This is a genomic window from Winogradskyella sp. PC D3.3, from assembly GCF_054366245.1.
Genome location: NZ_CM135962.1, coordinates 653,589 through 673,681, shown reverse-complemented (window position 1 = coordinate 673,681; position 20,093 = coordinate 653,589). Strand labels below are relative to the sequence as shown.

Genomic DNA, 20,093 nt, shown 5'->3' with positions numbered 1-20,093 from the left:
CGAGCCGCTAAATTATAGCGGCTTTTTTGTACGTAAAATCCTCATAAAAGAAGTTAAGTGTTAAAAATATAGGTATTTCATCGATTTATAGTGTCATTAGCCCGATAAATTGAAAATATGTTTCATATTGCGGTGTAAACAAATTAAAGTATTGACCTGATTTAACATAAACTTAATTTACCTTTTTGCCCTAAATCTACCAAGAATTACTGCTTATGGAAACTAAATCAAATCTACCAGAACCTGCTTTTAATGAAGATCATGGATTTTCAGTATTAGAAAACACTGTTGAGTTAGTATCAAGTGTTTTAAAATTAGCAAAAAAAGTATTCATGCTATAGTCCTTTTGGAATAGCATGAATGAGCTTTTTTGTATAGGCGCGTTTAGGAGATGCGTAAATGATATCAGCATCACCAATTTCTTCAATTTTTCCTTTATTCATTACTAGTAACTGATCTGCCATGTATTTTACAACGGCTAAGTCGTGCGAAATAAATATATAGGTAAACCCAAATTGGGCTTTTAAATCATTCAGTAAGTTTAAAACTTGTGCTTGTACCGATATGTCTAAAGCTGAAACGGATTCATCACAAACTATAAGTTGAGGTTCTAATGCAATAGTTCTTGCAATGCCTACACGTTGTCGTTGGCCTCCTGAAAATTCATGTGGATAACGATCAAAAGCTGAGGCATCTAATCCGACTTTTTCTAAAATATCTATAACTTTTTCTTTTCGGGCTTCCTTTGAGTCGCCAATATGATGAACTGTCATAGGTTCTAGAATTGCATTTCCTACGGTTAATCTGGGATTTAATGATGCAAACGGATCTTGGAATATAATTTGAATATCTTTTCGTAACAATCGCAATTCTTTGCGACTTAAGTTTGTAATGTCTTTTCCTTTATATAAAATACATCCAGAAGTGGCTTTGTCTAATTGTAAAATCGCATTTCCTAATGTTGATTTTCCACAACCAGATTCGCCAACTAGGCCTATGGTTTCACCAGGAAATACTTTAAAACTCACGCCATCAACAGCATTAAAGGATTGGTCTTTTGAAAACCAACCTGTCTTAGATATATATGTTTTTTCTACATCAATAACTTCTAGCAAAGGCTCTTGTGCATATAATATGTTGTGGTTTTTAGCTCTATCGGCTTCAGAAATAATAGTGGTATCTACCTTGTCATTCATAAAATCTGAAATGGTAGGTAAATGTTTTAAACGAAATTCGGTTGAAGGACGTGCTCCGATTAAAGCCTTAGTGTAATTGTGCTTTGGTGTATTAAATATGGTACTTGTGATATCTTGTTCTACAATTTCACCCTTATACATTACAACAACACGATCAGCTAATTCAGAAACTAAAGACAAGTCATGAGAAATGAACAGTATACTCATTTTTGTTTCTGTCTGAATGGCTTTTAGTAATTCTAAAATTTCTTTTTGAACTGTAACGTCTAAAGCTGTTGTGGGTTCATCGGCAATGAGGAGCTTTGGTTTGCATGCAATTGCCATAGCAATCATTACCCGTTGTTTTTGCCCACCAGAAATTTCATGAGGATAGGCTTTAAATATACGTTTAGGATTCGGAAGTTTAACTTTTTCAAAAAGATTTAGAACTTCAGTTGTAAGAGCTGATGGTGATAATTTAAAATGTTGATTTAAGATTTCTTCAACTTGATTACCACAGCGCATAGAAGGATTTAAAGAACTCATGGGTTCTTGAAAGATCATGGCAATGTCTTTTCCTCTTAGGGCCTGAAATTCCTTTTTGGACAATTTTTCTAAGTGTTTATCCTCAAATACAATAGTGCCCGACGTAATCTTAGAAATTTGTTTTGGTAATAAGCCCATTAAAGCTAAAGACGAAATAGATTTACCTGAACCAGATTCACCTACGACAGCAATAATTTCATTTGGTTTTATTTCAAAAGAAATATTTTTAATAATATGATTTTCAGCAGTGCCTTTAAAAAACGAAATATTTAAAGAATCAACTGTAAGCAAATTTGCATTTTTCATATGTAAATGTAGTTATTTTCTTCAATAGTGCTGTGGTAAAACCGTAACCTAAAAAAAGACACCTATTTTTTATCGAAAACGTTTTCGTTAAATTGTGGTTTTAACAAAATTTTAATACTTTGAGGGAAATTAATAAAAATATAATCTTAAATAATCGCTATTACGTATGAAAAAAAAATATTTTAATGGTTTTTGTGTAATCTTATTAATACTGTCTGTTCTATCAGCATATTCACAAACCAATCTTCAAAAAGAACAAATTATTAGTCGCTATGACACACAAGCGATTCAAGAATTAAGTAATAAGCTTAATGAACAGGCTAAAGCTGAAAAGGAAAATGCTACAAAAATAGCATTAGCCAATGGTTGGCCACTTATTATTAAGACTGACGACACTTATATGGAATTACAAAAAATTTCATCTGAAGGTAAACCTATTTATTACAGTACGTTTAATGTTGCAGCATCAAAATCTACAAGAGCGAATCATTTAAATTCTGGAGGTTCATTAGGATTGAGTTTAGATGGTCAAAATATGGTAGCCCATGTGTGGGATGGAGGTTTAGCTCGTGCGTCTCATCAAGAATATGATGGGCCAGGTGGTAATAATCGATTTTCAATTGGAGATGGTACTACAACTTTAAATTACCACTCAGCACACGTTACAGGAACCATTATAGCATCTGGTGTGGTTGCTAATGCAAAAGGAATGGCACCTCAGGCAAGTGCCGTGGGTTACGAATGGAATAATGACACTTCTGAAGCATCAACTGCGGCTGGAAATGGAATGTTAATTTCAAATCATTCTTACGGTTATGCAGCTAGAAACTCGGCAGGTCAAGCACAATTACCAAGTTATTATTTTGGGGGGTATATCACCGATTCTAGAGATTGGGATGACATTATGTTTAATGCTCCGTATTATCTGATGGTTGTAGCAGCAGGAAATGATGGTTCTGATAATTCAGCAAATAGTGCTCCTTTAGATGGTAATTCGTCTTATGATAAGCTTTCAGGTCATGCAACCGCTAAAAACAATATGGTTGTTGCTAATGCTAATGATGCTAATATTGATGCTAATGGTAATTTAGTAAGCGTTAGTATTAATAGCAGTAGTAGTGAAGGTCCTACTGATGATTATAGAATTAAGCCAGATATTACGGGTAATGGAACATCTGTGTATTCTACTTATGAGTCTAGTGATACCGCATATAATAGTATAACAGGTACGTCTATGGCGTCACCAAATGTAGCAGGTTCTTTATTATTATTACAACAACATGCTAATAACGTTAACGGGAGTTATTTAAGAGCTGCGACCTTAAAAGGATTGGCTCTTCATACTGCCGATGATGCTGGTTCTAATGGACCTGATGCTGTTTTTGGATGGGGATTAATGAATAGTAAGCGTGCTGCTGAAGCTATTACAAATAATGGAAATGAATCTAAAATTGAAGAGTTAACCTTATCTAATGGTCAATCGTATCAAATTACAGTAGATTCTGATGGTATAAATGATTTGTATGCATCAATTTCATGGACAGATAGAGCAGGAACAGCGACAACAACAGTGAACTCTACAGCATCTAATTTGGTTAATGATTTAGATATTAGAGTTACTCAAGGTGGTACAAGCTATACACCTTGGAGGTTAACAGGAGTTACAACAAATGGAAAAGGGGATAACACTAAAGATCCTTACGAGCGCGTAGATGTAGCAAATGCTTCAGGAACATATACAATTACGGTAACACACAAAGGAACATTAACAGGAGGAAGTCAAAACTATTCATTAATTGTAACAGGTTTATCAGGAACTCCTATAGTTTGTAGTGCAACAACACCAACCAGATTATCTGTTGATGGATTTGGATCATCTACAGCAACAGTATCTTGGGATGCTGTACCTGGTGCGTCATACGATTTTAGATATCGCCAAGTCGGAACATCAACATGGACGACATCATCAGTTTCTGGGACATCAACGTCTTTAACTGGTTTAAGTCCTGAAACGTCTTATGAGGTGCAAGTTAGAAGTATTTGTGCTGATAATTCGACATCTTCATATACGAGTTCGTCTAATTTTACAACGACAGAAGTTCAACTTAATTATTGTGCTTCGGCAAGTACAAATGTTAATGACGAGTATATAGGTCGTGTTCAATTAGGAACTATTGATAATGCTTCTGGAGCTCAATTTTATTCAGATTTCACCAATTTATCTACGACTTTAAGTCAAGGAAATAGTTATACAATTACAGTAACACCAACGTGGACGGGAACAACGTATGCTGAAGGGTATTCTGCTTGGATAGATTATAATCACGATGGAGATTTTACCGATGCAGGAGAGCAAGTTTGGTCTCAAACAGCAACGCAAACATCACCTGTTAGTGGTAGTTTTACAATTCCATCTGGAACGTATTCAGGAGCGACAAGAATGCGAGTATCTATGAGTTATAATGCGGTGCCTACGGCATGTCAGTCGTTTAACTACGGAGAAGTTGAAGATTATACGATAAATCTAGTAGCTGGAACACCAGATACTACTGCTCCTGTTATTACATTAAATGGAGCGTCAACTATTAATTTAGAAGTAGGAGCTACATATACCGAACTAGGAGCTACTGCCACGGATAATATTGATGGCAACCTAACATCTAGTATTGTTATTACAGGAACGGTTAATACCAATTCTGCAGGAACATATACTAAATATTATAATGTAAGTGATGCCGCAGGTAACGCCGCAACACAACGTACTAGAACGGTTGTTGTAACACAGTCAGCAGATACAACAGCGCCAGTAATTACTTTAACAGGAGCGGCGACTATTAATTTAGAAGTAGGAGATACATATAATGAGTTAGGAGCAACAGCAACAGATAATGTAGATGGTAACTTAACATCGAGTATTGTCATCACAGGAACGGTTAATACTAATTTGGTAGGAACTTATACCAAATATTATAATGTAAGTGATGCAGCAGGAAATGCAGCAACACAACGTACAAGATCTATTATTGTTTCACAAGCTTCAACAGGTAGTTGTACAAATGGGATTGCTAGTTTTCCTTATACTGAGAGTTTCGAAAATACTTTAGGAGCTTGGTCTCAGGATTCTGGTGATGATTTTGATTGGACAAATAGAAGCGGAAGTACACCATCAGGTAGCACAGGGCCTTCGAGTGCAGATTCAGGTTCTTATTATGTGTTTATGGAATCTTCTTCTCCTAATTATGCAACAAAAAGAGCCATTTTAAACTCTCCTTGTTTTGATTTAGGAAGTGCTTCTCAAGCTATATTTACGTTTAAATATCATATGTATGGCGCATCTTCAATGGGAAGTTTAGCTTTAGAGTTAAGTGATGATAATGGAGCATCGTGGTCGAGTATTTGGAGTAAATCTGGTAATCAAGGAAATGCTTGGTTAACAGGTAGTGTTGATTTAAGTTCTTATGTTGGGGCTTCTATTCAATTGCGTTTTAATGGAATAACAGGAACCACTTGGCAAGGTGATATGGCTATTGATGCTATAAGTCTTACTACAGGAAGTACATCAGGTTCTTGTTCAAAAGTGGAGCTTTCAATTACATTTGATAACTATCCTGAAGAAACAGCTTGGAGCATTCTAGATGCATCTGGTACTACGGTAGCTTCTGGAGGTACTTACGGTTCTCAGGCAGATGGTTCTACGTTAAATATCAATGTAGGGTGTTTAGATAGTGGTTGTTATGATTTTGTAATTACTGATGTCTATGGTGATGGTATTTGCTGTTCTTATGGCAATGGGTCTTATACATTAACAAATGCAGATTCTGGAATAATCTTAGTATCCGGAGCGTCGTTTACAAGTTCTCAAACGACTAATTTCTGTTTGGGGAATGCAAATTCAAACTTTGATGTGAATCCTGGGGTAATTTCAGATAATCCAAACCAATATTTTAAAGTACATCCAAATCCTGTTAAGCAAACACTTAATGTTGACTTGGTTGGTTATGAAGCGCAAAGCTATGAGATTAAAAATATGTTAGGACAAACGGTAGTTAAAGGACGATACACTTCTACGATTGATGTGTCTAAGTTTGATAATGGCGTTTACATTTTACAATTAAACATTGGTGAGAAAACCAAAATAAAGAGATTTATTAAGGAGTAATATCTTAATGAATTAGTTAAAAAAGGAAAAGTCCAGATTTTAAATCTGGACTTTTTTATATATGTTTTATTTCATTGTCTTGAAGTAATTCGTCTCCTCGTAATCGCAGAAATATCTGAGCTACGGCAATGGTATCTTTTTCACAATACACAATAATGCGATCTACTTCTTTCTCTTTATAATAAACACGGTAAACTTCGCTGCCATCAATATCATCTTTTGGTGATGGAATGCCTAAAACGTTGGTGAGTAATTTTAAAGAAGTATAGGTTTTGTAATCTCCAAATTTCCAGAGTTCTAAGGTGTCAAGATGTGGTACTTCCCAAGGTTTTTTTCCGAAGAGATTTAACTTAGATGGTAATTCTATGTTGTGGATAATCATTCGTCTAGCGATATAAGGAAAGTCGAATTCCTTACCGTTGTGCGCACAAAGTAAATGCTTGTTAGAACTGAAATGTGAAATCAGTAAATTTTTAAAGTCTTTTAGAATTTTAATTTCATCTCCATAAAACGATGTAACTCTAAAGGTTCTAGATTCACCTGTCATTTTAAAATACCCAACTGAAATACAAACGATTTTACCAAATTCAGCCCAAATACCAGCTCTGTCGTAGAATTCTTCCGCAGTAAATTCGTCTTTACGTTGGTAGCGTGATTTTGCCTCCCAAAGCTCTTGTTTCGTTTTGCTTAAATCTGAAAAATGTTCTGTTTCAGGAACGGTTTCTATGTCTAAGAATAAAATGTGTTCTAGATTGAGTTTTGAAATCATAGTTATCAATTTTCTAAATCTCAAAAGATTTAAAAAGCTTTAGAGATTTTAATTCTAAATAAGTCTATTTCTCCATCATCGCATAAGCTTCATCAATATAAACATAAAAATCCGAAGGGAAAAAATTAACCTTATCAGGACTTCTATGATGTCCTAACCTTACGATAATTAAATTGTCTTCAGGAATTGTAATCACATATTGTCCTAAAATACCTATCATGGCAAAAGTGTGTTTATTATTATAATTACTTATCCAAAAGCCATAACCATAGGGCTGACCTTTAAATCTAGATTGTGTTGATTTAGCGACAAAAGTAGAATCTAATAGTTGCTTGCCATTCCATTTTCCATGGTCTTTGTAGAGCTTACCAAATCGTGCAAAATCGTGTGCATTACTAGAAATACAGCAAAAGGCTTTTGCTAATCTATTTTCATCATCATCTAATTGCCACAAGGCATCATTTTCGGCTCCTAAGGGTTGCCAAAAACTTTCGGAAAGATAAGTGGCTAGTTGTTTTCCTGTAGCTTCTTTGATGACCATACCAAGTAATTGGGTGCTACCACTTAAGTATTCAAATTCTTTTCCAGGTGTTTTAACGACTTTTTGATTTAAAATCGTTTCAGCTAAATCATCATCATAATTTGCTCTTGCTGTAATGGAAAAAGGACTTGTATATGACTCTACCCAATCTAAGCCAGAAGCCATTGAAGACAAGTCGCCAACAGTAGTTTTTGTACCTTTAAATTGCGAGAAAAAATCACCAATAGGTTGGTCTAAATTTTTTATATATCCATCCATTATGGCCTTGCCAAGTAATGCTGAAGTTATACTTTTAGCCATTGAAAATGAATTGGTTTTAGAATCTTTACTATAATCCTCGGCATACTGTTCATAAAAAATGCTATCATTTTTTATAATTAAATATGCAATTGTACCATAGTCATCATTTATTGCTTTTAACCTCTCTGTGGCATTTACTGTGTTGTAATTTTTGTGCAATGGCCATGCTTCAGATTTTTCGCCTTTTTTAATGGTGTCATTTTCAAAATAGGGATAATCATCAATAAAAGCTGTAGAATGCCCCGTGAAATAAACCACACGAACACCTTTTAAAATGTAGTCGTAGTCAAAAATATAAGCAGCTATTATCAGTAAGCCAATAATGCCAATAAGCCATTTTAATAGTGTTTTAATGAATTTCATATTGATGTTGCTATAAATATTTATGGTTTTGATTTTATTGCCTTTAGCTTTTCTTTATAAAAGGTTTTGTTAGCAATGTATAACGTCTTTTTAAAAGTAGCAATAATATTTTGTTTGTCGTCAACGAGATTCATGGTTTTGATAATGTCGGTTTGTTGATCTTTTGAAACAAGTTCTTTTATCGTGGTAATTTCCTCTGTTGAAAAGATGAATTCACCGTAAATCGTAGATTTAGCTGGTCTTTTATAATGGGCTTCAACGGCCTTATCCCAAACCACATAGTCGTTACCAAGTATTTGAATAAGTTGAATCATGTAAATGGGATCAGTGGCAGCTAACATACTACCACCAAAAAGTGTTCCTGCGTAATTGCGGTTTTTCCAATTAAGTTTTAATCTAATTTTTACATAATGTAAATCATCGCTGACAGCTATGAGTTTTGCCGTGGTGCGTCTATACATAGGTGACCAATTAAAGCCGTATTTGTAAATGGTAGACGGAGTCATAAACCGTTTTAAAAATTCGGTTGCAATTTTGTACATATAATCTAAAATAAAGATTGTTGTCTGTGGTCGCTTTCGTGATTGAGCAACCATTGTTTTCGGTGTAATCCACCTGCGTATCCTGTTAAGCTTCCATTGCTACCTATAACTCTGTGGCAGGGTACAATAATCCAAAGTGGGTTTTTGCCGGTAGCACTTGCTGCTGCTCTAATGGCTTTTGTATTTCCTAATTGTTTAGATAATTGTAAATATGAAATTGTTTTACCAAACGGAATGGTTTCAAGTGCTTTCCATACTTTTTTTTGAAATTCTGTGCCTTCCGTGTTTAGTTTTAGATCGAATGTTTTTCGGGTGTTGTTAAAGTATGCTTTAAGTTGAATCACACAATCTAATAAGGCTTCTGGTATAGCTTCAGATAATGCTACTTGTGTATCTAATATTGAAACTGACGCAATGCCATTTTGATTTCCACTAATTTTTACATGCCCAAGTGGCGTTTCAATATAGCAGATTTGGAGATACGACTGTTGCAATATGAAGTTTAGTTTTCAGGATTTTCGTTATCAATGATACCTAACCGTTTTGCTCTAGTTTCCCAGCTTTTTCTTGCAAGTAATTGTAAGTCTGACACATTATCACTTTCGTCCATAATTTCTAATCCGAGTAATGTTTCAATAACATCTTCCATGGTTACTAAGCCACTTACAGAACCGTATTCGTCTACGACTAAAGCTAAGTGATTTCGGCTTTCTACCAATTGTTCAAATAGTGTCGGAATTGGTAAACTACGGTTCACAATAATGATATCTCGTTTAATTTCTGACAATAATTTAGAGCCATTACCCAATGCCATTTCTTTAAAGACTTCTGCTTTTAAAACCAAGCCAGTAATATTATCAGAGTCGTTTGTATATACAGGTATTCTTGAAAAACGCACATTAGAATTCGCGATAAAAAAATCTTCAATGCTCATGCTTTCATCTACTGTTTTCATAACAGTACGTGGTGTCATAACATCTTTAGCTTGGACTTCTTTAAAGTTAAGTAGGTTTTTAATAACTTTACTTTCACTTTCTTCAAAAACTCCTTCTTCATGAGCAATATCGGCCATGGCAACAAAACTTTCTCGGCTTAAAACACTACCATGACCTTTACCTCCAATTAATTTAGTGGTTAGTTGAAGGAGCCATAAAATGCCAGTCCACTTTAATGGGAAAATTAATATGTTTAAAGCTTTTGCAGTGAAATGAGATAATTGTCTCCAGTAAGTTGCACCAATAGTTTTAGGTATAATTTCTGAAGCGACTAATATAAGAATGGTCATTATTGTTGATACAACTCCTACCATAAGATCTTCAGTAAATTGAATGCCAAAAACGGTGTGTTTTGTAGTGCCGTAAAGTTCAATATAAGCCACTTTGGCTTGTACACCAACTAAAATTGCTCCAACGGTGTGCGCTATTGTGTTTAGTGTAAGTATTGCGATTAGAGGACGATCGACATCTTTTTTTAATTCCTCTAATTCAAAAGCGTAAGCCTTACCTTCTTTCTTTTTAATATTAAGAAATGTTGGTGTTAAGCTTAATAGTACAGCTTCTAAAATAGAACATAGAAATGAAAAAAAGATAGAAATAACAGCGTAAAAAATGAGTAAGCCCATTAATATATTGAAGTTTAGTTGGTGTAAAGTTACAAAATGAATACTAATTTTAGGTGTGGTATTTTTTTAGTTATTATCAAGTTATATTTAATAACTAGAACCATCAAGTTAAAATATTTTGTAAATTGAACTATGAAGAACATATTTTTAATACTCGTTTTACTAGGTTCTTATGGCTTATCTGCACAAATTAAGGGAAAAGTAACGTATCGTCTCGAAACCATTAAAGATAGTGTAGAGCAACCTTTTGAAAATCGTAAAAATACAGATGCTCAAAATGAAGTATTTGCAATGATCCATGATTCGGAACCTGTTGAAGGTTATTTGGTGTTTAATGATAGTATAGCTATTTATAATGTGGAACCGAAAATTGATATTCCTGGATGAAATAATAGCAGTGATGGTCTTATGATTACCCGAAGTAATATTAATATTTCATGGATGATGGCTGGAGGAAGTTCAACCTATTACAATGATTGGAGTCGCGATTATAGTATCACTCAAAATATATTACGGGTACACCTATTAGGGTCATAAAAAAAACCGAAAGTATGGACAATTACTGAAGAATCTAAAGTTATAAATGGTTATACCTGCTATTTGGCAACAATTGATAAGCTTAACGATAAGAAAGTAAAAGCGTGGTATACACCAGATATTCCAGTAAAACATGGCCCAAGAGGTTTTAACGGTTTGTCAGGTTTAATTATGGAAATAGAAGATGTTATCTTGCAATGGACAGTTGTAAAAAATAGATTTTGATAATCTTGAAGCTAATGACATTATAGAACCCATTGAAGGAGAACTTTTAACACAAGAGGAGTTTGTAAAGTTTGGTGGTAATCCTTTTGGTGATAATTAAAGTATAAGAACATAATAAGATTAAATAAAAAACGTCCTTAACAAATTCTGGTAAGGACGTTTTTATAAGAATTAAGAATTGTCTGGTGCTTTAGTTTCCTTTAGCATTTTTTGCGGCTTGCTCTGCGCGTTTTAATTCTTCTTTAGCACGTTCTAAATCGCTCTCAGCTTTTTCAATATCACGTTTGGCTTGTTCCGCATTTTTTGCCTCTTCTCGCGAGCGATTTTTGCCTGAAATGTAATATTTTAAGTCTTTGCCAAGGTCAACTATTTTGTTTTGAAAAGCATCTGATGTTGATACTTTATCCATATAAATTTTAAGTGTCCCTTTGTTTAGTTTACATTCAAAGACATCGTTACCGTCTTTTTGGTTGGTCCATAAATAGGTGTTGCCATTAATCTTTAGATTATCAGTTCCTAATTTTTTAAGTAATAAGGTTTTTATTCCTTCATTTTTTGAATTGTCAAAACGTGCTCTGAATTTATAAGAATTGTTTGATATTGAAACAGATACAGAACTGTTGTTTTGTACGTCATCATTGTTTTCTACAGTAATGGAATGTGAGTTACTTGAAGTAGAAATGCTGGTTGTCGTTGGTGGTGTTGGCGCATTTGGTGTTGCCTGTGCATTACCATGTAATGCTGAAAATAATGCTACGACAGCAAAGAGGGCTGTAGTTTTGTTTAACGTTTTTGTTTTCATGATTTTTTGATTTGATTTTGAAACATTCATAAGTGTTCGTTTTTATTGATGATTCAAATTTATAAGGTTATGGTCGTTGAAAAAAGAAAATTGGAAGCGTTAACCTAGCGTTAACCCAGAAGAAAACATGATTAACTTATTTTAAATTCTAAACCTACATTTCGAGTACTTTCAATTGAAATTGAAGTGTCGTGTTTAAAATATTTTCGTAATCTGCTTATAAATACATCCATACTTCGACCTGAAAAAAAGTCGTCGTTTTCCCAGACTGCTTTTAAAATCGTTTCTCGTTTTAAGAGTTGATTTTTATGTTGAAACAAAAATAGGATCAGCTCGGCCTCTTTTTGAGTTAATTGTTTTTTAAAGTCCTTACAACTTAATTCTAGTCGGAGAGTATTCAGATGGTAATTTCCGATAGATATAACTTTTGATGCTTGTAATTGGTTTGAATTGTTTTGAGTACGCTTTAAAATATTATTTAATCGTAAGACTAATTCGTCGGCTTCAAAGGGCTTTACAATATAATCGTCGGCGCCAAGTTTCAAGCCTTTAATTTTATCGTCTTTTAATTTTCTAGCAGTAAGAAATACAAAAGGGATTTCGGGGTTAATTGCAATAACGTTTTCGGCTAACGAAAATCCATCTAATTTTGGCATCATTACATCAAACACACAAATATTGAATGTTTTGGTCTTAAAAAGCGCTAAAGCTTCGTTTCCATCTTTAGCCCAAGTAATGGTATAGCCCGAAAGTTCTAAATATTGTTTTAGAATATGTCCAAAATCTAAATCGTCTTCTGCTAAGAGGATGTGTTTCATGTTCAGTACTAATTAAATGGCAGCGTTAAGATAAAGGAGGTGCCAGTGCCTTTATTACTTTTAACTGTAATTGTGCCGTTGTGGGCTTTTATAATTTGATTAGAATAATATAGCCCTAAACCTAGGCCTTTTACATCGTGAATTTCTTTGTTTTCAACGCGGTAAAATTTATCAAATAGTTGCTTTTGATTGTGTTCTAAAATGCCAATACCATTATCTGAAATGCTAATTTTTAAGTTAGAATTACACTCTGCATTAAAATCAATAATACAAGTGTCATTTGAATATTTTACAGCATTTTCAAGAATATTTAATAGGGCTGTTGTGATGTAAAATTTGTCTATTTGAATGCGCGTCTTTGTTAACGCAAAATTGCGATTCAAAATTACTTGTTCCGACTTTACGGCTAACAGGAAATCATCTAAAATGGTATTGAGGTAGGTTTCAATTTCGACATATTCCTTGTGAAGCTGAATTTCATTATAACCTAAACTATTATTTAAGACTTGGTCTATGAGTTTTTGAAGTCTTTTATTTTGGCGTTCTATAGAGTTTATGGTGGAATCTAAAAGCTGAGGTTCGTCTTTTACTTTAGGGTTTTTCAAAAGTTCTGTAGCTAAACTTAATGTGGCTAAAGGAGTTTTAAGTTCGTGGGTAATATTATTTACAAAATCTGTTTTTATATCAGCAATTTTTTTTTGTGTAATGAGGTTTTTTATGGAATAGTAAAGTAGCCCAAAAACAAATAAAAATATTAAAACAGATAATGTTAAAAGGCCAATCATTCGTTTAAAAACCTCAGTTTTCCAGCCATCAATGTCTATAACATCTTGTGTGTGAAACATGAGATATAAAGATGTGTTTATGGTTTTACCATCAATTTCACGAGTGCTTGTATGGTCAGTTTCCCATATTGTATTACTTGCGTTTAGTGCATCTTCTTCAGGAATGGCATCTCCTAAAATAATAGCTTTAGGTGTTTTTTTATAATTAAAAACAGTGTCGTTTTTAATAGAATCTATTAAGACAATAGTTTTTACTTTCTTATGAAATTTTATACCATATGGAATATTGTTGTTCCGTAATTCATTTTGATAGCCTTGTTTAAAGGGGGTGTTAATAGAATCGATAACTTGCTTTAAACTATTAATAACATCCGTTTTAGTGGCCGTTTTTGCTTTGTAATCGGCAAGTGTTTTTAGAAAATTTTCCTGCCAAAGGTTAGAAAGCGAATCGAGTGTTGGTGAAAAATCATCTAAGCGAGAAATAGAGCGTTTGGTATCATTAACAAAAGCTTCTTTTTTTAATTTGTAGGTATTGTTGATTAAATAGCCTTGAATAAGAGATAAGGCAATTAATCCTATAATAGACGCACTAATTAAAATATTGATTTTTTTCTTCACTAGATTTATGTGTATTCACAAATGTAGGTTGAAGATTTTAATATGCGTAAAAAAATGAGATGTTAACCTTGCGTTAACCTAAATTATACAGATTCAAATAGCGCTTAACTTTCTAAAATAATACGTGTATTAGGAACTCCATAATGAGAAATACGGTCTAAAAAAGTAATTAAGGCCTTGTTGTTTTTAAAAAAACCTAAAATAAAGAGACTATCTTCTCCTGTAATACGATCGCAACGTTGTACTTCATCTATGGTCTTAATTTGGGTGTAGGCCGTTCTAATGGTGCTAGAGTGATGGATTTTTAGATTTATATAGGCTTTAACTGTAACTTCAAATTTTTCATGATTGAGTTGTAATGAGTATCCTAAAATATAGCCTTTTTTTTCTAGTTGTTTAACACGTTTTCCAACGGCAGGAGCAGATAAATCTACAGATTTCCCAATAGTAGCAAAGGACTCACGCGCATTTGCTCTAAGCATTTTTATGATTTTATCGTCAATAGCGTCCATTTTTAGTTTCGAAATTAATTTGTTGATTATTCAATTGATTCGGAACTAAATATAGAAAAATTAATTTGATTAGTGTTTGGTATTTATTAATCGTTAAGTAGTTTAACCACATCTTTAGCGAAATAGGAAGCAATAATATCAGCACCAGCACGCTTAAAAGCCATTGTGGTTTCTAGCATCACTTGGTCGTGATTAAGCCAACCTTTTTCTGCAGCCGCTTTTATCATGGCATACTCGCCAGAGACTTGATAAACTGCCACAGGCACATCGACTTCATTTTTAATATCTCTTAAAATATCAAGATATGAAAGGCCTGGCTTAACCATAACAATATCGGCACCCTCCTCAATATCTATTAAAGTTTCTCTAACCGCTTCAATTCGGTTACCAAAATCCATTTGGTAGGTTTTTTTATCTTTTGGGACATCTACTAAATCCACAGGTGCAGAATCAAGAGCATCGCGAAAAGGGCCATAAAACGAAGACGCGTATTTAGCAGTATAAGCCATAATACCAGTGTTTTTATAGCCTTCTTGTTCTAATAATTGGCGAATTTGTAACGTTCTTCCATCGTTCATATCGCTAGGTGCTACAAAATCAGAACCCGTTTGAGCGTGTGTTAAGGCCATTTTTGCCAGTACTTCGGCCGATTCGTCATTAATAATCATCCCGTTTTGTACAATACCATCATGACCAACAGAAGAATAAGGGTCAAGGGCAACATCTGTCATCACTATCATATCCGGACAAGCATTTTTTACCGTTTTAATAGCGCGTTGCATCAATCCGTTTGGGTTTAATGCCTCTGTACCTTTATTATCTTTTAAGTTATCCGGAACTTTTACAAAGAGTAACACCGCTTTTAAACCTAAGTTCCATAATTCTTTGACTTCACCTTCAAGTAAATCTAAACTGTACCTAAAATAGTTGGGCATAGACGGAATTTCATCTTTTACGCCCTTGCCTTCAACCACAAAAAGTGGTACTAAAAAATCATTTGGTGTAATGTAGTTTTCTCTAACTAAACTTCTAATAGCCGCGTTAGTTCTTAGTCTTCTATTTCTTCGTAATGGAAACATGATTATATATTTTGCAGACCGGTTAGGTTTTTAAAACCTGGCAGGTCTTTGTGTGAGATTATGATTACTTTTATCAAATACAAAGTTAACGATTTAAACCCATTTTTAAGTGCTCAAATCCCTAGATGATTTAGAATTTATTTTTCCATGGAGAAGTTATCAGGCTGAACTTTTAAAGCATTTTAATAGTCATATTGCAGACAATCATTTTCATGTTATCGCACCTCCTGGTTCAGGGAAAACCATCTTAGGATTAGAAATCGTTAGAAAATTAGGAAAGAAAACACTTGTCCTTGCTCCAACATTGACCATAAGAAACCAATGGGGAGACCGCTTACAAAACTTTTTCACCGAAAATTGTGATTTTGAAGCCTATTCATTCGATATTAAAGCTCCAAGCGATATCACGTTTTCTACCTATCAATCACTTCATGCGTTTTATAAAACGTTTGAAGATAAAAATGACTATTATCAATTCTTCAAAAGCCATCACATTGAAACTTTAGTTTTAGACGAAGCCCATCATTTAAAAAATGCGTGGTGGAATTGCTTAATGGATTTAAAACGGAATTCTGAATTTTACATTGTTGCGCTCACAGCAACACCACCTTACGATAGCAGTAGAGCAGAGGTGTCTAAATATTTTACACTTTGTGGTGAGGTTGATGATGAAATTGCGGTTCCTGACTTGGTACGCGAAGGCGATTTAAGTCCACATCAAGATTTTGTTTACTTCTCAAAACCCGAAGATTTAGAGATTAATTTTATCGTCGATTACAGACGAGATATAGCCGATTTTAAAGATGAATTATTAAAGGATGATACGTTTATCGACTTTTTAATTGAACATCGTTTTTATAAAAATCCGAATTGGCATTTGGATGAACTCTATTCAAATACGGAATACTTTTCGGCCATTCTCATATTTTTATATGCTTGTGGCTTTGAAATTGATCATCAAAAACTAGAAGTTTTAGGCTTTGAAAAACAAGAACTGATTCAGTTTCCTGAACTCGATTTACATTGGTTAGGAATTTTATTTCAGAACCTATTAGTTTCCGATAGAGAACAATTAATTGAACAAGAAGACTACGTTGCTGCTTTAGAAAAACGGCTCAGACGACTTCATGTTTTTGAACGAAATTCAGTCGATTTTATTGGCGAACAACGACTTTATAAATCCCTTTCAAACAGTCCGAGTAAATTAAAAAGCATCGTAAGTATTGTAAATGCCGAACGTAAGAGTTTAAAACGCGATTTAAGATGTGTGATTCTAACGGATTATATTCGAAAAGAATTTTTAAATATTAAAACTGAAGAAATAGAAGACATCGATAAAATTGGTGTGCTTCCTATTTTTCAATATGTGCGTTATTATTGTAATAGGCCTGAAGAATTAGCGGTGCTTTCTGGCAGTATTGTTATTATTCATCAATCCATTTTAAGGCATTTTGAGGCGATTGAAGCTTTAGAGCATTTTTCGTTTTCGCCATTACAAATTGACGAATCTTTTTTATTAGTCACACCAAAAGGGCAATCCAAAACGTCCATCGTTAGCATTCTCACCCAACTTTTTGAAGCTGGTTATATTAGAGTTTTAGTCGGTACAAAATCCTTATTAGGCGAAGGTTGGGATGCACCATCCATAAACAGTTTAATTCTGGCGTCTTTTATTGGTTCGTTTGTGTCGTCTAATCAAATGCGAGGTCGCGCGATTCGGAAAGACGCCAATGCACCAAAAAAAACCGGAAACATTTGGCATTTGGCCTGTGTGGACCCTACCGTTTTAGATGGCGGAAGAGAAGTAGATACTTTAAAGCGACGGTTTGAAGCTTTTGTAGGGGTTACCAACAGTACGATTCCGTTTATTTCAAATGGTTTTGAGCGCTTAAATATTCCTGATAAGATTCCGGTTGAAACCATAGAGGCTTTAAACAAGTCGACATTAAATCAGGCATCAAAACGGATTCTAATTACCGAAAAATGGAATAATGCCATCGGGAAAGGCACTAAATTAACCAAGGAAGTTAAGATTTTACATTCCGGACAACGGCCTTTTAAAAAGCAGAAACAAATCTATTATTTTGATGTGCTTCGCTTTTTTATAGTCGAATTGTTATTTACTATGATGCTGTTTTATGTTGAGTTTGTTACTCAAAGTTTTCATCTCATCTTACAACGTGGTGTTTTTTATTTTATATATGCGCTTTTAGCGGCCTTTGTTGGTGTTTTTGGGTATAAGCTTTGGAAAGCGTTAAAACTCTACATTCGTCATGGTTATTTGTATAAAAAAATCGGGAAAATGGGATTAGCTATTTTGGATACTTTAGATGAGTTAGGTTATGTCACTTCGGCTAGAGCTAGTATAAACGTGAATTCTTATGTCTTAGGAAAAGGCGATGTGGTTTGTAATTTGGTTGGTGCTAATGCACTTGAAAATTCGCTATTCGCAAAAGCGTTGACTGAGCTTTTAGAACCTATAGAATCGCCAAGATATTTAATTGTAAAGACGAATTTTTTCAGAAAGCGATTAGATGTTGAAAATTTCTATCCAGTTCCAGAATTGTTTGGCGATAAAAAAGAAAATGCCTTAGTGTTTCAAAACCATTGGAAACAGTATTTAGGCAATAACAAACTGGTTTTTACACGAAGCGTGGAAGGCCGAAAACTACTTTTAAAAGCACGATTATTTCATGTGTATAATGCTTTTAAAGAAGTGACTAAGGAAGTGATGGCTTGGAAGTGATAAGTTAGACCTGCAAGGTTTTTAAAACTAGCTAGGTCAGGTTTGAGGTTTTTGCTATCGACTCAAGCCTAAGTAAAACCATTGCTCATTCTCTTTTACAAAAGCTGATTTTTCATGGATAACATCCACTTTTCCGTTTTCAAAAAAATAAGCGTTAAAGGTTACTGTTCCCTCAATATTGTCTTTGGTGCCTTTTGAGGTTTCTAAAACTTCCAACTTAATCCATTGTACTGATTTTGCCCATTTTACAATGGCTTTTTTCTCTTTTATTGGTCGTGTGGATTGGTGATGGGTGGCCATCAAATAATCGCCATTGGCTAAAACAAAAGCAGAATATCTTGAACGCATGAGTTGTTCGGCTGTAGTTGTTTTTCCGTTGTTTAAGTGGAAAACTTCGCAGCATTCATTGTAGGTTTTGTTATTTCCGCAGTGGCAGTTCATTATTACTGTACTTTTTTTTAGAGACCTGCAAGGTTTTAAAAACCTGCAAGGTCAGACATAATCTCAACTGTTAGGTCTGTTTAAATTAAGCCCAATCTACAGGGTTTTGTAACACTTTAATTAGTTTTTCTTCTTCGCTTCCTGCTTTAGGGTTATGGTCGTATACCCATTGCACATGTGGCGGTAAGCTCATGAGGATACTTTCAATCCGACCATTGGTTTTTAATCCGAATAAGGTCCCTTTATCATGGACTAAATTGAATTCCACATAACGTCCTCTCCTAATTTCTTGCCAATCGCGTTGCGGTTTGGTGTATTCTAAATGCTTTCGTTTTTCAACGATTGGCACATAAGCTTCTAAAAAGCTATCGCCAACTTCAGTGACAAAATCGTACCAATTTTGCATGCTCATCTCGTCTGTGGCTTTGCAATAATCGAAGAATAAACCGCCTAAACCACGACCTTCATTGCGGTGTGCGTTATAAAAATATTCATCGCAACGGGCTTTGTATTTAGCATAAAACTCAGGGTTGTGTTTGTCGCAAGCCGTTTTGCAAGTTTGATGGAAGTGTTTCGCATCGTCTTCAAACAAATAGTAAGGCGTTAGGTCTTGTCCGCCACCAAACCATTGGTCTACAATATTACCATCTTTATCATACATTTCAAAATAGCGCCAGTTGGCGTGTACGGTTGGTACCATTGGATTTTTGGGATGTAAGACTAAGCTTAATCCACAAGCAAAAAAATCGGCATCTTCTACACCAAAATATTTTTGCATAGAGTCTGGTAATTTGCCGTGAACACCAGAGATATTCACACCTCCTTTTTCAAAAACAGAACCGTTTTCAATAACGCGTGTTCTTCCTCCTCCGCCTTCTGGTCGGTCCCAAAGGTCTTCTTGGAATTTAGCCTTGCTGTCTACTTCCTCTAGTTTAGAGGTAATAGTGTCTTGTAATTGGTGTATGTATTTGAAGAATTGGTCTTTCATTGAAGACCTAGCGGGTTTTTCAAACCCAGCAGGTCTAGAATCATCGTATTCCATATGTAATGCGTTCGGTGTATTATTGTTATGTGTTATATTGAAGTTCTTTAAGTCATCAAAAAGCCCAATAATATATGGCTTTTTCTCGCTAATTAATGTAGTATTTTCAGTACTGTATAATTTAAAAGAGGAAAACTCATAAAATTTGAAATCTTCAACAATATTA

At 34.3% G+C, this 20,093-nt stretch carries 18 protein-coding genes; 5 read left to right on the top strand and 13 right to left on the bottom strand.

The window, feature by feature from the left end; all coding sequences use genetic code 11:
• The first annotated feature begins 215 nt into the window (after positions 1 to 215).
• Complete coding sequence (locus ACXGSQ_RS02930) at positions 216 to 341, top strand: hypothetical protein (RefSeq protein ID WP_458628149.1); 126 nt, start codon at positions 216 to 218, stop codon at positions 339 to 341.
• Here ACXGSQ_RS02930 and ACXGSQ_RS02925 read toward each other — a convergent pair.
• The gene (locus tag ACXGSQ_RS02925) at positions 336 to 2,027 is read right to left on the bottom strand and encodes an ABC transporter ATP-binding protein (RefSeq protein ID WP_458628148.1); all 1,692 of its coding nucleotides are present in this window, start codon (positions 2,025 to 2,027) and stop codon (positions 336 to 338) included. The genes ACXGSQ_RS02930 and ACXGSQ_RS02925 overlap by 6 nt on opposite strands.
• 166 nt (positions 2,028 to 2,193) lie before the next feature.
• Here ACXGSQ_RS02925 and ACXGSQ_RS02920 point away from each other — a divergent pair, with 166 nt between their 5' ends.
• Complete coding sequence (locus tag ACXGSQ_RS02920) at positions 2,194 to 6,186, top strand: immunoglobulin-like domain-containing protein (protein WP_458628147.1); 3,993 nt, start codon at positions 2,194 to 2,196, stop codon at positions 6,184 to 6,186.
• 55 nt (positions 6,187 to 6,241) lie between these two features.
• Here ACXGSQ_RS02920 and ACXGSQ_RS02915 read toward each other — a convergent pair whose 3' ends face one another.
• From ACXGSQ_RS02915 to ACXGSQ_RS02895, 5 genes are all read right to left on the bottom strand, one after another.
• On the bottom strand, positions 6,242 to 6,955 hold the full coding sequence (locus ACXGSQ_RS02915; protein WP_458628146.1) for a 3'-5' exonuclease: 714 nt from the start codon (positions 6,953 to 6,955) through the stop codon (positions 6,242 to 6,244).
• A gap of 64 nt (positions 6,956 to 7,019) precedes the next feature.
• The gene (locus tag ACXGSQ_RS02910; RefSeq protein WP_458628145.1) at positions 7,020 to 8,159 is read right to left on the bottom strand and encodes a serine hydrolase domain-containing protein; all 1,140 of its coding nucleotides are present in this window, start codon (positions 8,157 to 8,159) and stop codon (positions 7,020 to 7,022) included.
• 20 nt (positions 8,160 to 8,179) lie between these two features.
• Positions 8,180 to 8,701, bottom strand: a complete 522-nt coding sequence (locus ACXGSQ_RS02905; protein ID WP_458628144.1) for a DUF4442 domain-containing protein — start codon at positions 8,699 to 8,701, stop codon at positions 8,180 to 8,182.
• A gap of 5 nt (positions 8,702 to 8,706) precedes the next feature.
• A complete protein-coding gene (locus ACXGSQ_RS02900; RefSeq protein WP_458628143.1) occupies positions 8,707 to 9,195 on the bottom strand; it encodes a methylated-DNA--[protein]-cysteine S-methyltransferase in 489 nt (162 codons plus the stop codon).
• Between the two features lie 8 nt (positions 9,196 to 9,203).
• Entirely contained in the window at positions 9,204 to 10,322 is a 1,119-nt protein-coding gene (locus ACXGSQ_RS02895; RefSeq protein ID WP_458628142.1) for a CNNM domain-containing protein, read from the bottom strand.
• Between the two features lie 132 nt (positions 10,323 to 10,454).
• Between ACXGSQ_RS02895 and ACXGSQ_RS02890 the strand changes: the two genes are divergently transcribed.
• On the top strand, positions 10,455 to 10,709 hold the full coding sequence (locus tag ACXGSQ_RS02890) for a hypothetical protein (protein ID WP_458628141.1): 255 nt from the start codon (positions 10,455 to 10,457) through the stop codon (positions 10,707 to 10,709).
• Positions 10,710 to 10,880: 171 nt separating this feature from the next.
• Positions 10,881 to 11,084 (top strand): GLPGLI family protein, encoded by a 204-nt coding sequence (locus ACXGSQ_RS02885; protein ID WP_458629312.1) that lies wholly within the window; start codon positions 10,881 to 10,883, stop codon positions 11,082 to 11,084.
• 190 nt (positions 11,085 to 11,274) lie between these two features.
• Here the strand turns inward: ACXGSQ_RS02885 and ACXGSQ_RS02880 are convergent, their stop codons facing one another.
• From ACXGSQ_RS02880 to hemB, 5 genes are all read right to left on the bottom strand, one after another.
• On the bottom strand, positions 11,275 to 11,886 hold the full coding sequence (locus ACXGSQ_RS02880; RefSeq protein WP_458628140.1) for a hypothetical protein: 612 nt from the start codon (positions 11,884 to 11,886) through the stop codon (positions 11,275 to 11,277).
• Between the two features lie 131 nt (positions 11,887 to 12,017).
• Positions 12,018 to 12,704, bottom strand: a complete 687-nt coding sequence (locus ACXGSQ_RS02875) for a response regulator transcription factor (RefSeq protein ID WP_458628139.1) — start codon at positions 12,702 to 12,704, stop codon at positions 12,018 to 12,020.
• Positions 12,705 to 12,712: 8 nt separating this feature from the next.
• Positions 12,713 to 14,107, bottom strand: a complete 1,395-nt coding sequence (locus ACXGSQ_RS02870; RefSeq protein ID WP_458628138.1) for a sensor histidine kinase — start codon at positions 14,105 to 14,107, stop codon at positions 12,713 to 12,715.
• A 104-nt stretch (positions 14,108 to 14,211) separates the two neighbouring features.
• Entirely contained in the window at positions 14,212 to 14,619 is a 408-nt protein-coding gene (locus ACXGSQ_RS02865; RefSeq protein WP_458628137.1) for an Lrp/AsnC family transcriptional regulator, read from the bottom strand.
• Between the two features lie 86 nt (positions 14,620 to 14,705).
• Positions 14,706 to 15,698: a porphobilinogen synthase gene (hemB, locus tag ACXGSQ_RS02860; protein ID WP_458628136.1), complete on the bottom strand. Its 993-nt coding sequence runs from the start codon at positions 15,696 to 15,698 to the stop codon at positions 14,706 to 14,708.
• 109 nt (positions 15,699 to 15,807) lie between these two features.
• Between hemB and ACXGSQ_RS02855 the strand changes: the two genes are divergently transcribed.
• Positions 15,808 to 18,444 (top strand): DEAD/DEAH box helicase family protein, encoded by a 2,637-nt coding sequence (locus tag ACXGSQ_RS02855; RefSeq protein ID WP_458628135.1) that lies wholly within the window; start codon positions 15,808 to 15,810, stop codon positions 18,442 to 18,444.
• Positions 18,445 to 18,498: 54 nt separating this feature from the next.
• Here the strand turns inward: ACXGSQ_RS02855 and ACXGSQ_RS02850 are convergent, their stop codons facing one another.
• Together ACXGSQ_RS02850 and hemF are read right to left on the bottom strand one after the other, a co-directional pair.
• The gene (locus ACXGSQ_RS02850) at positions 18,499 to 18,885 is read right to left on the bottom strand and encodes a YchJ family protein (RefSeq protein WP_458628134.1); all 387 of its coding nucleotides are present in this window, start codon (positions 18,883 to 18,885) and stop codon (positions 18,499 to 18,501) included.
• Positions 18,886 to 18,970: 85 nt separating this feature from the next.
• Positions 18,971 to 19,873 (bottom strand): oxygen-dependent coproporphyrinogen oxidase, encoded by a 903-nt coding sequence (hemF, locus tag ACXGSQ_RS02845; protein WP_458629311.1) that lies wholly within the window; start codon positions 19,871 to 19,873, stop codon positions 18,971 to 18,973.
• Positions 19,874 to 20,093: the final 220 nt, after the last annotated feature.

Excerpts from the sequence above, each read along its gene's own strand:
- ACXGSQ_RS02930 (WP_458628149.1), top strand. The coding sequence starts at position 216 with ATGGAAACTAAATCAAATCTACCAGAACCTGCTTTTAATGAAGATCAT.
- ACXGSQ_RS02850 (WP_458628134.1), bottom strand. The coding sequence starts at position 18,885 with ATGAACTGCCACTGCGGAAATAACAAAACCTACAATGAATGCTGCGAA.
- ACXGSQ_RS02875 (WP_458628139.1), bottom strand. The coding sequence starts at position 12,704 with ATGAAACACATCCTCTTAGCAGAAGACGATTTAGATTTTGGACATATT.
- hemF (WP_458629311.1), bottom strand. The coding sequence starts at position 19,873 with ATGAAAGACCAATTCTTCAAATACATACACCAATTACAAGACACTATT.
- ACXGSQ_RS02905 (WP_458628144.1), bottom strand. The coding sequence starts at position 8,701 with ATGTACAAAATTGCAACCGAATTTTTAAAACGGTTTATGACTCCGTCT.
- ACXGSQ_RS02890 (WP_458628141.1), top strand. The coding sequence starts at position 10,455 with ATGAAGAACATATTTTTAATACTCGTTTTACTAGGTTCTTATGGCTTA.
- ACXGSQ_RS02910 (WP_458628145.1), bottom strand. The coding sequence starts at position 8,159 with ATGAAATTCATTAAAACACTATTAAAATGGCTTATTGGCATTATTGGC.
- ACXGSQ_RS02925 (WP_458628148.1), bottom strand. The coding sequence starts at position 2,027 with ATGAAAAATGCAAATTTGCTTACAGTTGATTCTTTAAATATTTCGTTT.
- ACXGSQ_RS02895 (WP_458628142.1), bottom strand. The coding sequence starts at position 10,322 with ATGGGCTTACTCATTTTTTACGCTGTTATTTCTATCTTTTTTTCATTT.
- ACXGSQ_RS02920 (WP_458628147.1), top strand. The coding sequence starts at position 2,194 with ATGAAAAAAAAATATTTTAATGGTTTTTGTGTAATCTTATTAATACTG.
- ACXGSQ_RS02915 (WP_458628146.1), bottom strand. The coding sequence starts at position 6,955 with ATGATTTCAAAACTCAATCTAGAACACATTTTATTCTTAGACATAGAA.
- ACXGSQ_RS02880 (WP_458628140.1), bottom strand. The coding sequence starts at position 11,886 with ATGAAAACAAAAACGTTAAACAAAACTACAGCCCTCTTTGCTGTCGTA.
- hemB (WP_458628136.1), bottom strand. The coding sequence starts at position 15,698 with ATGTTTCCATTACGAAGAAATAGAAGACTAAGAACTAACGCGGCTATT.
- ACXGSQ_RS02865 (WP_458628137.1), bottom strand. The coding sequence starts at position 14,619 with ATGGACGCTATTGACGATAAAATCATAAAAATGCTTAGAGCAAATGCG.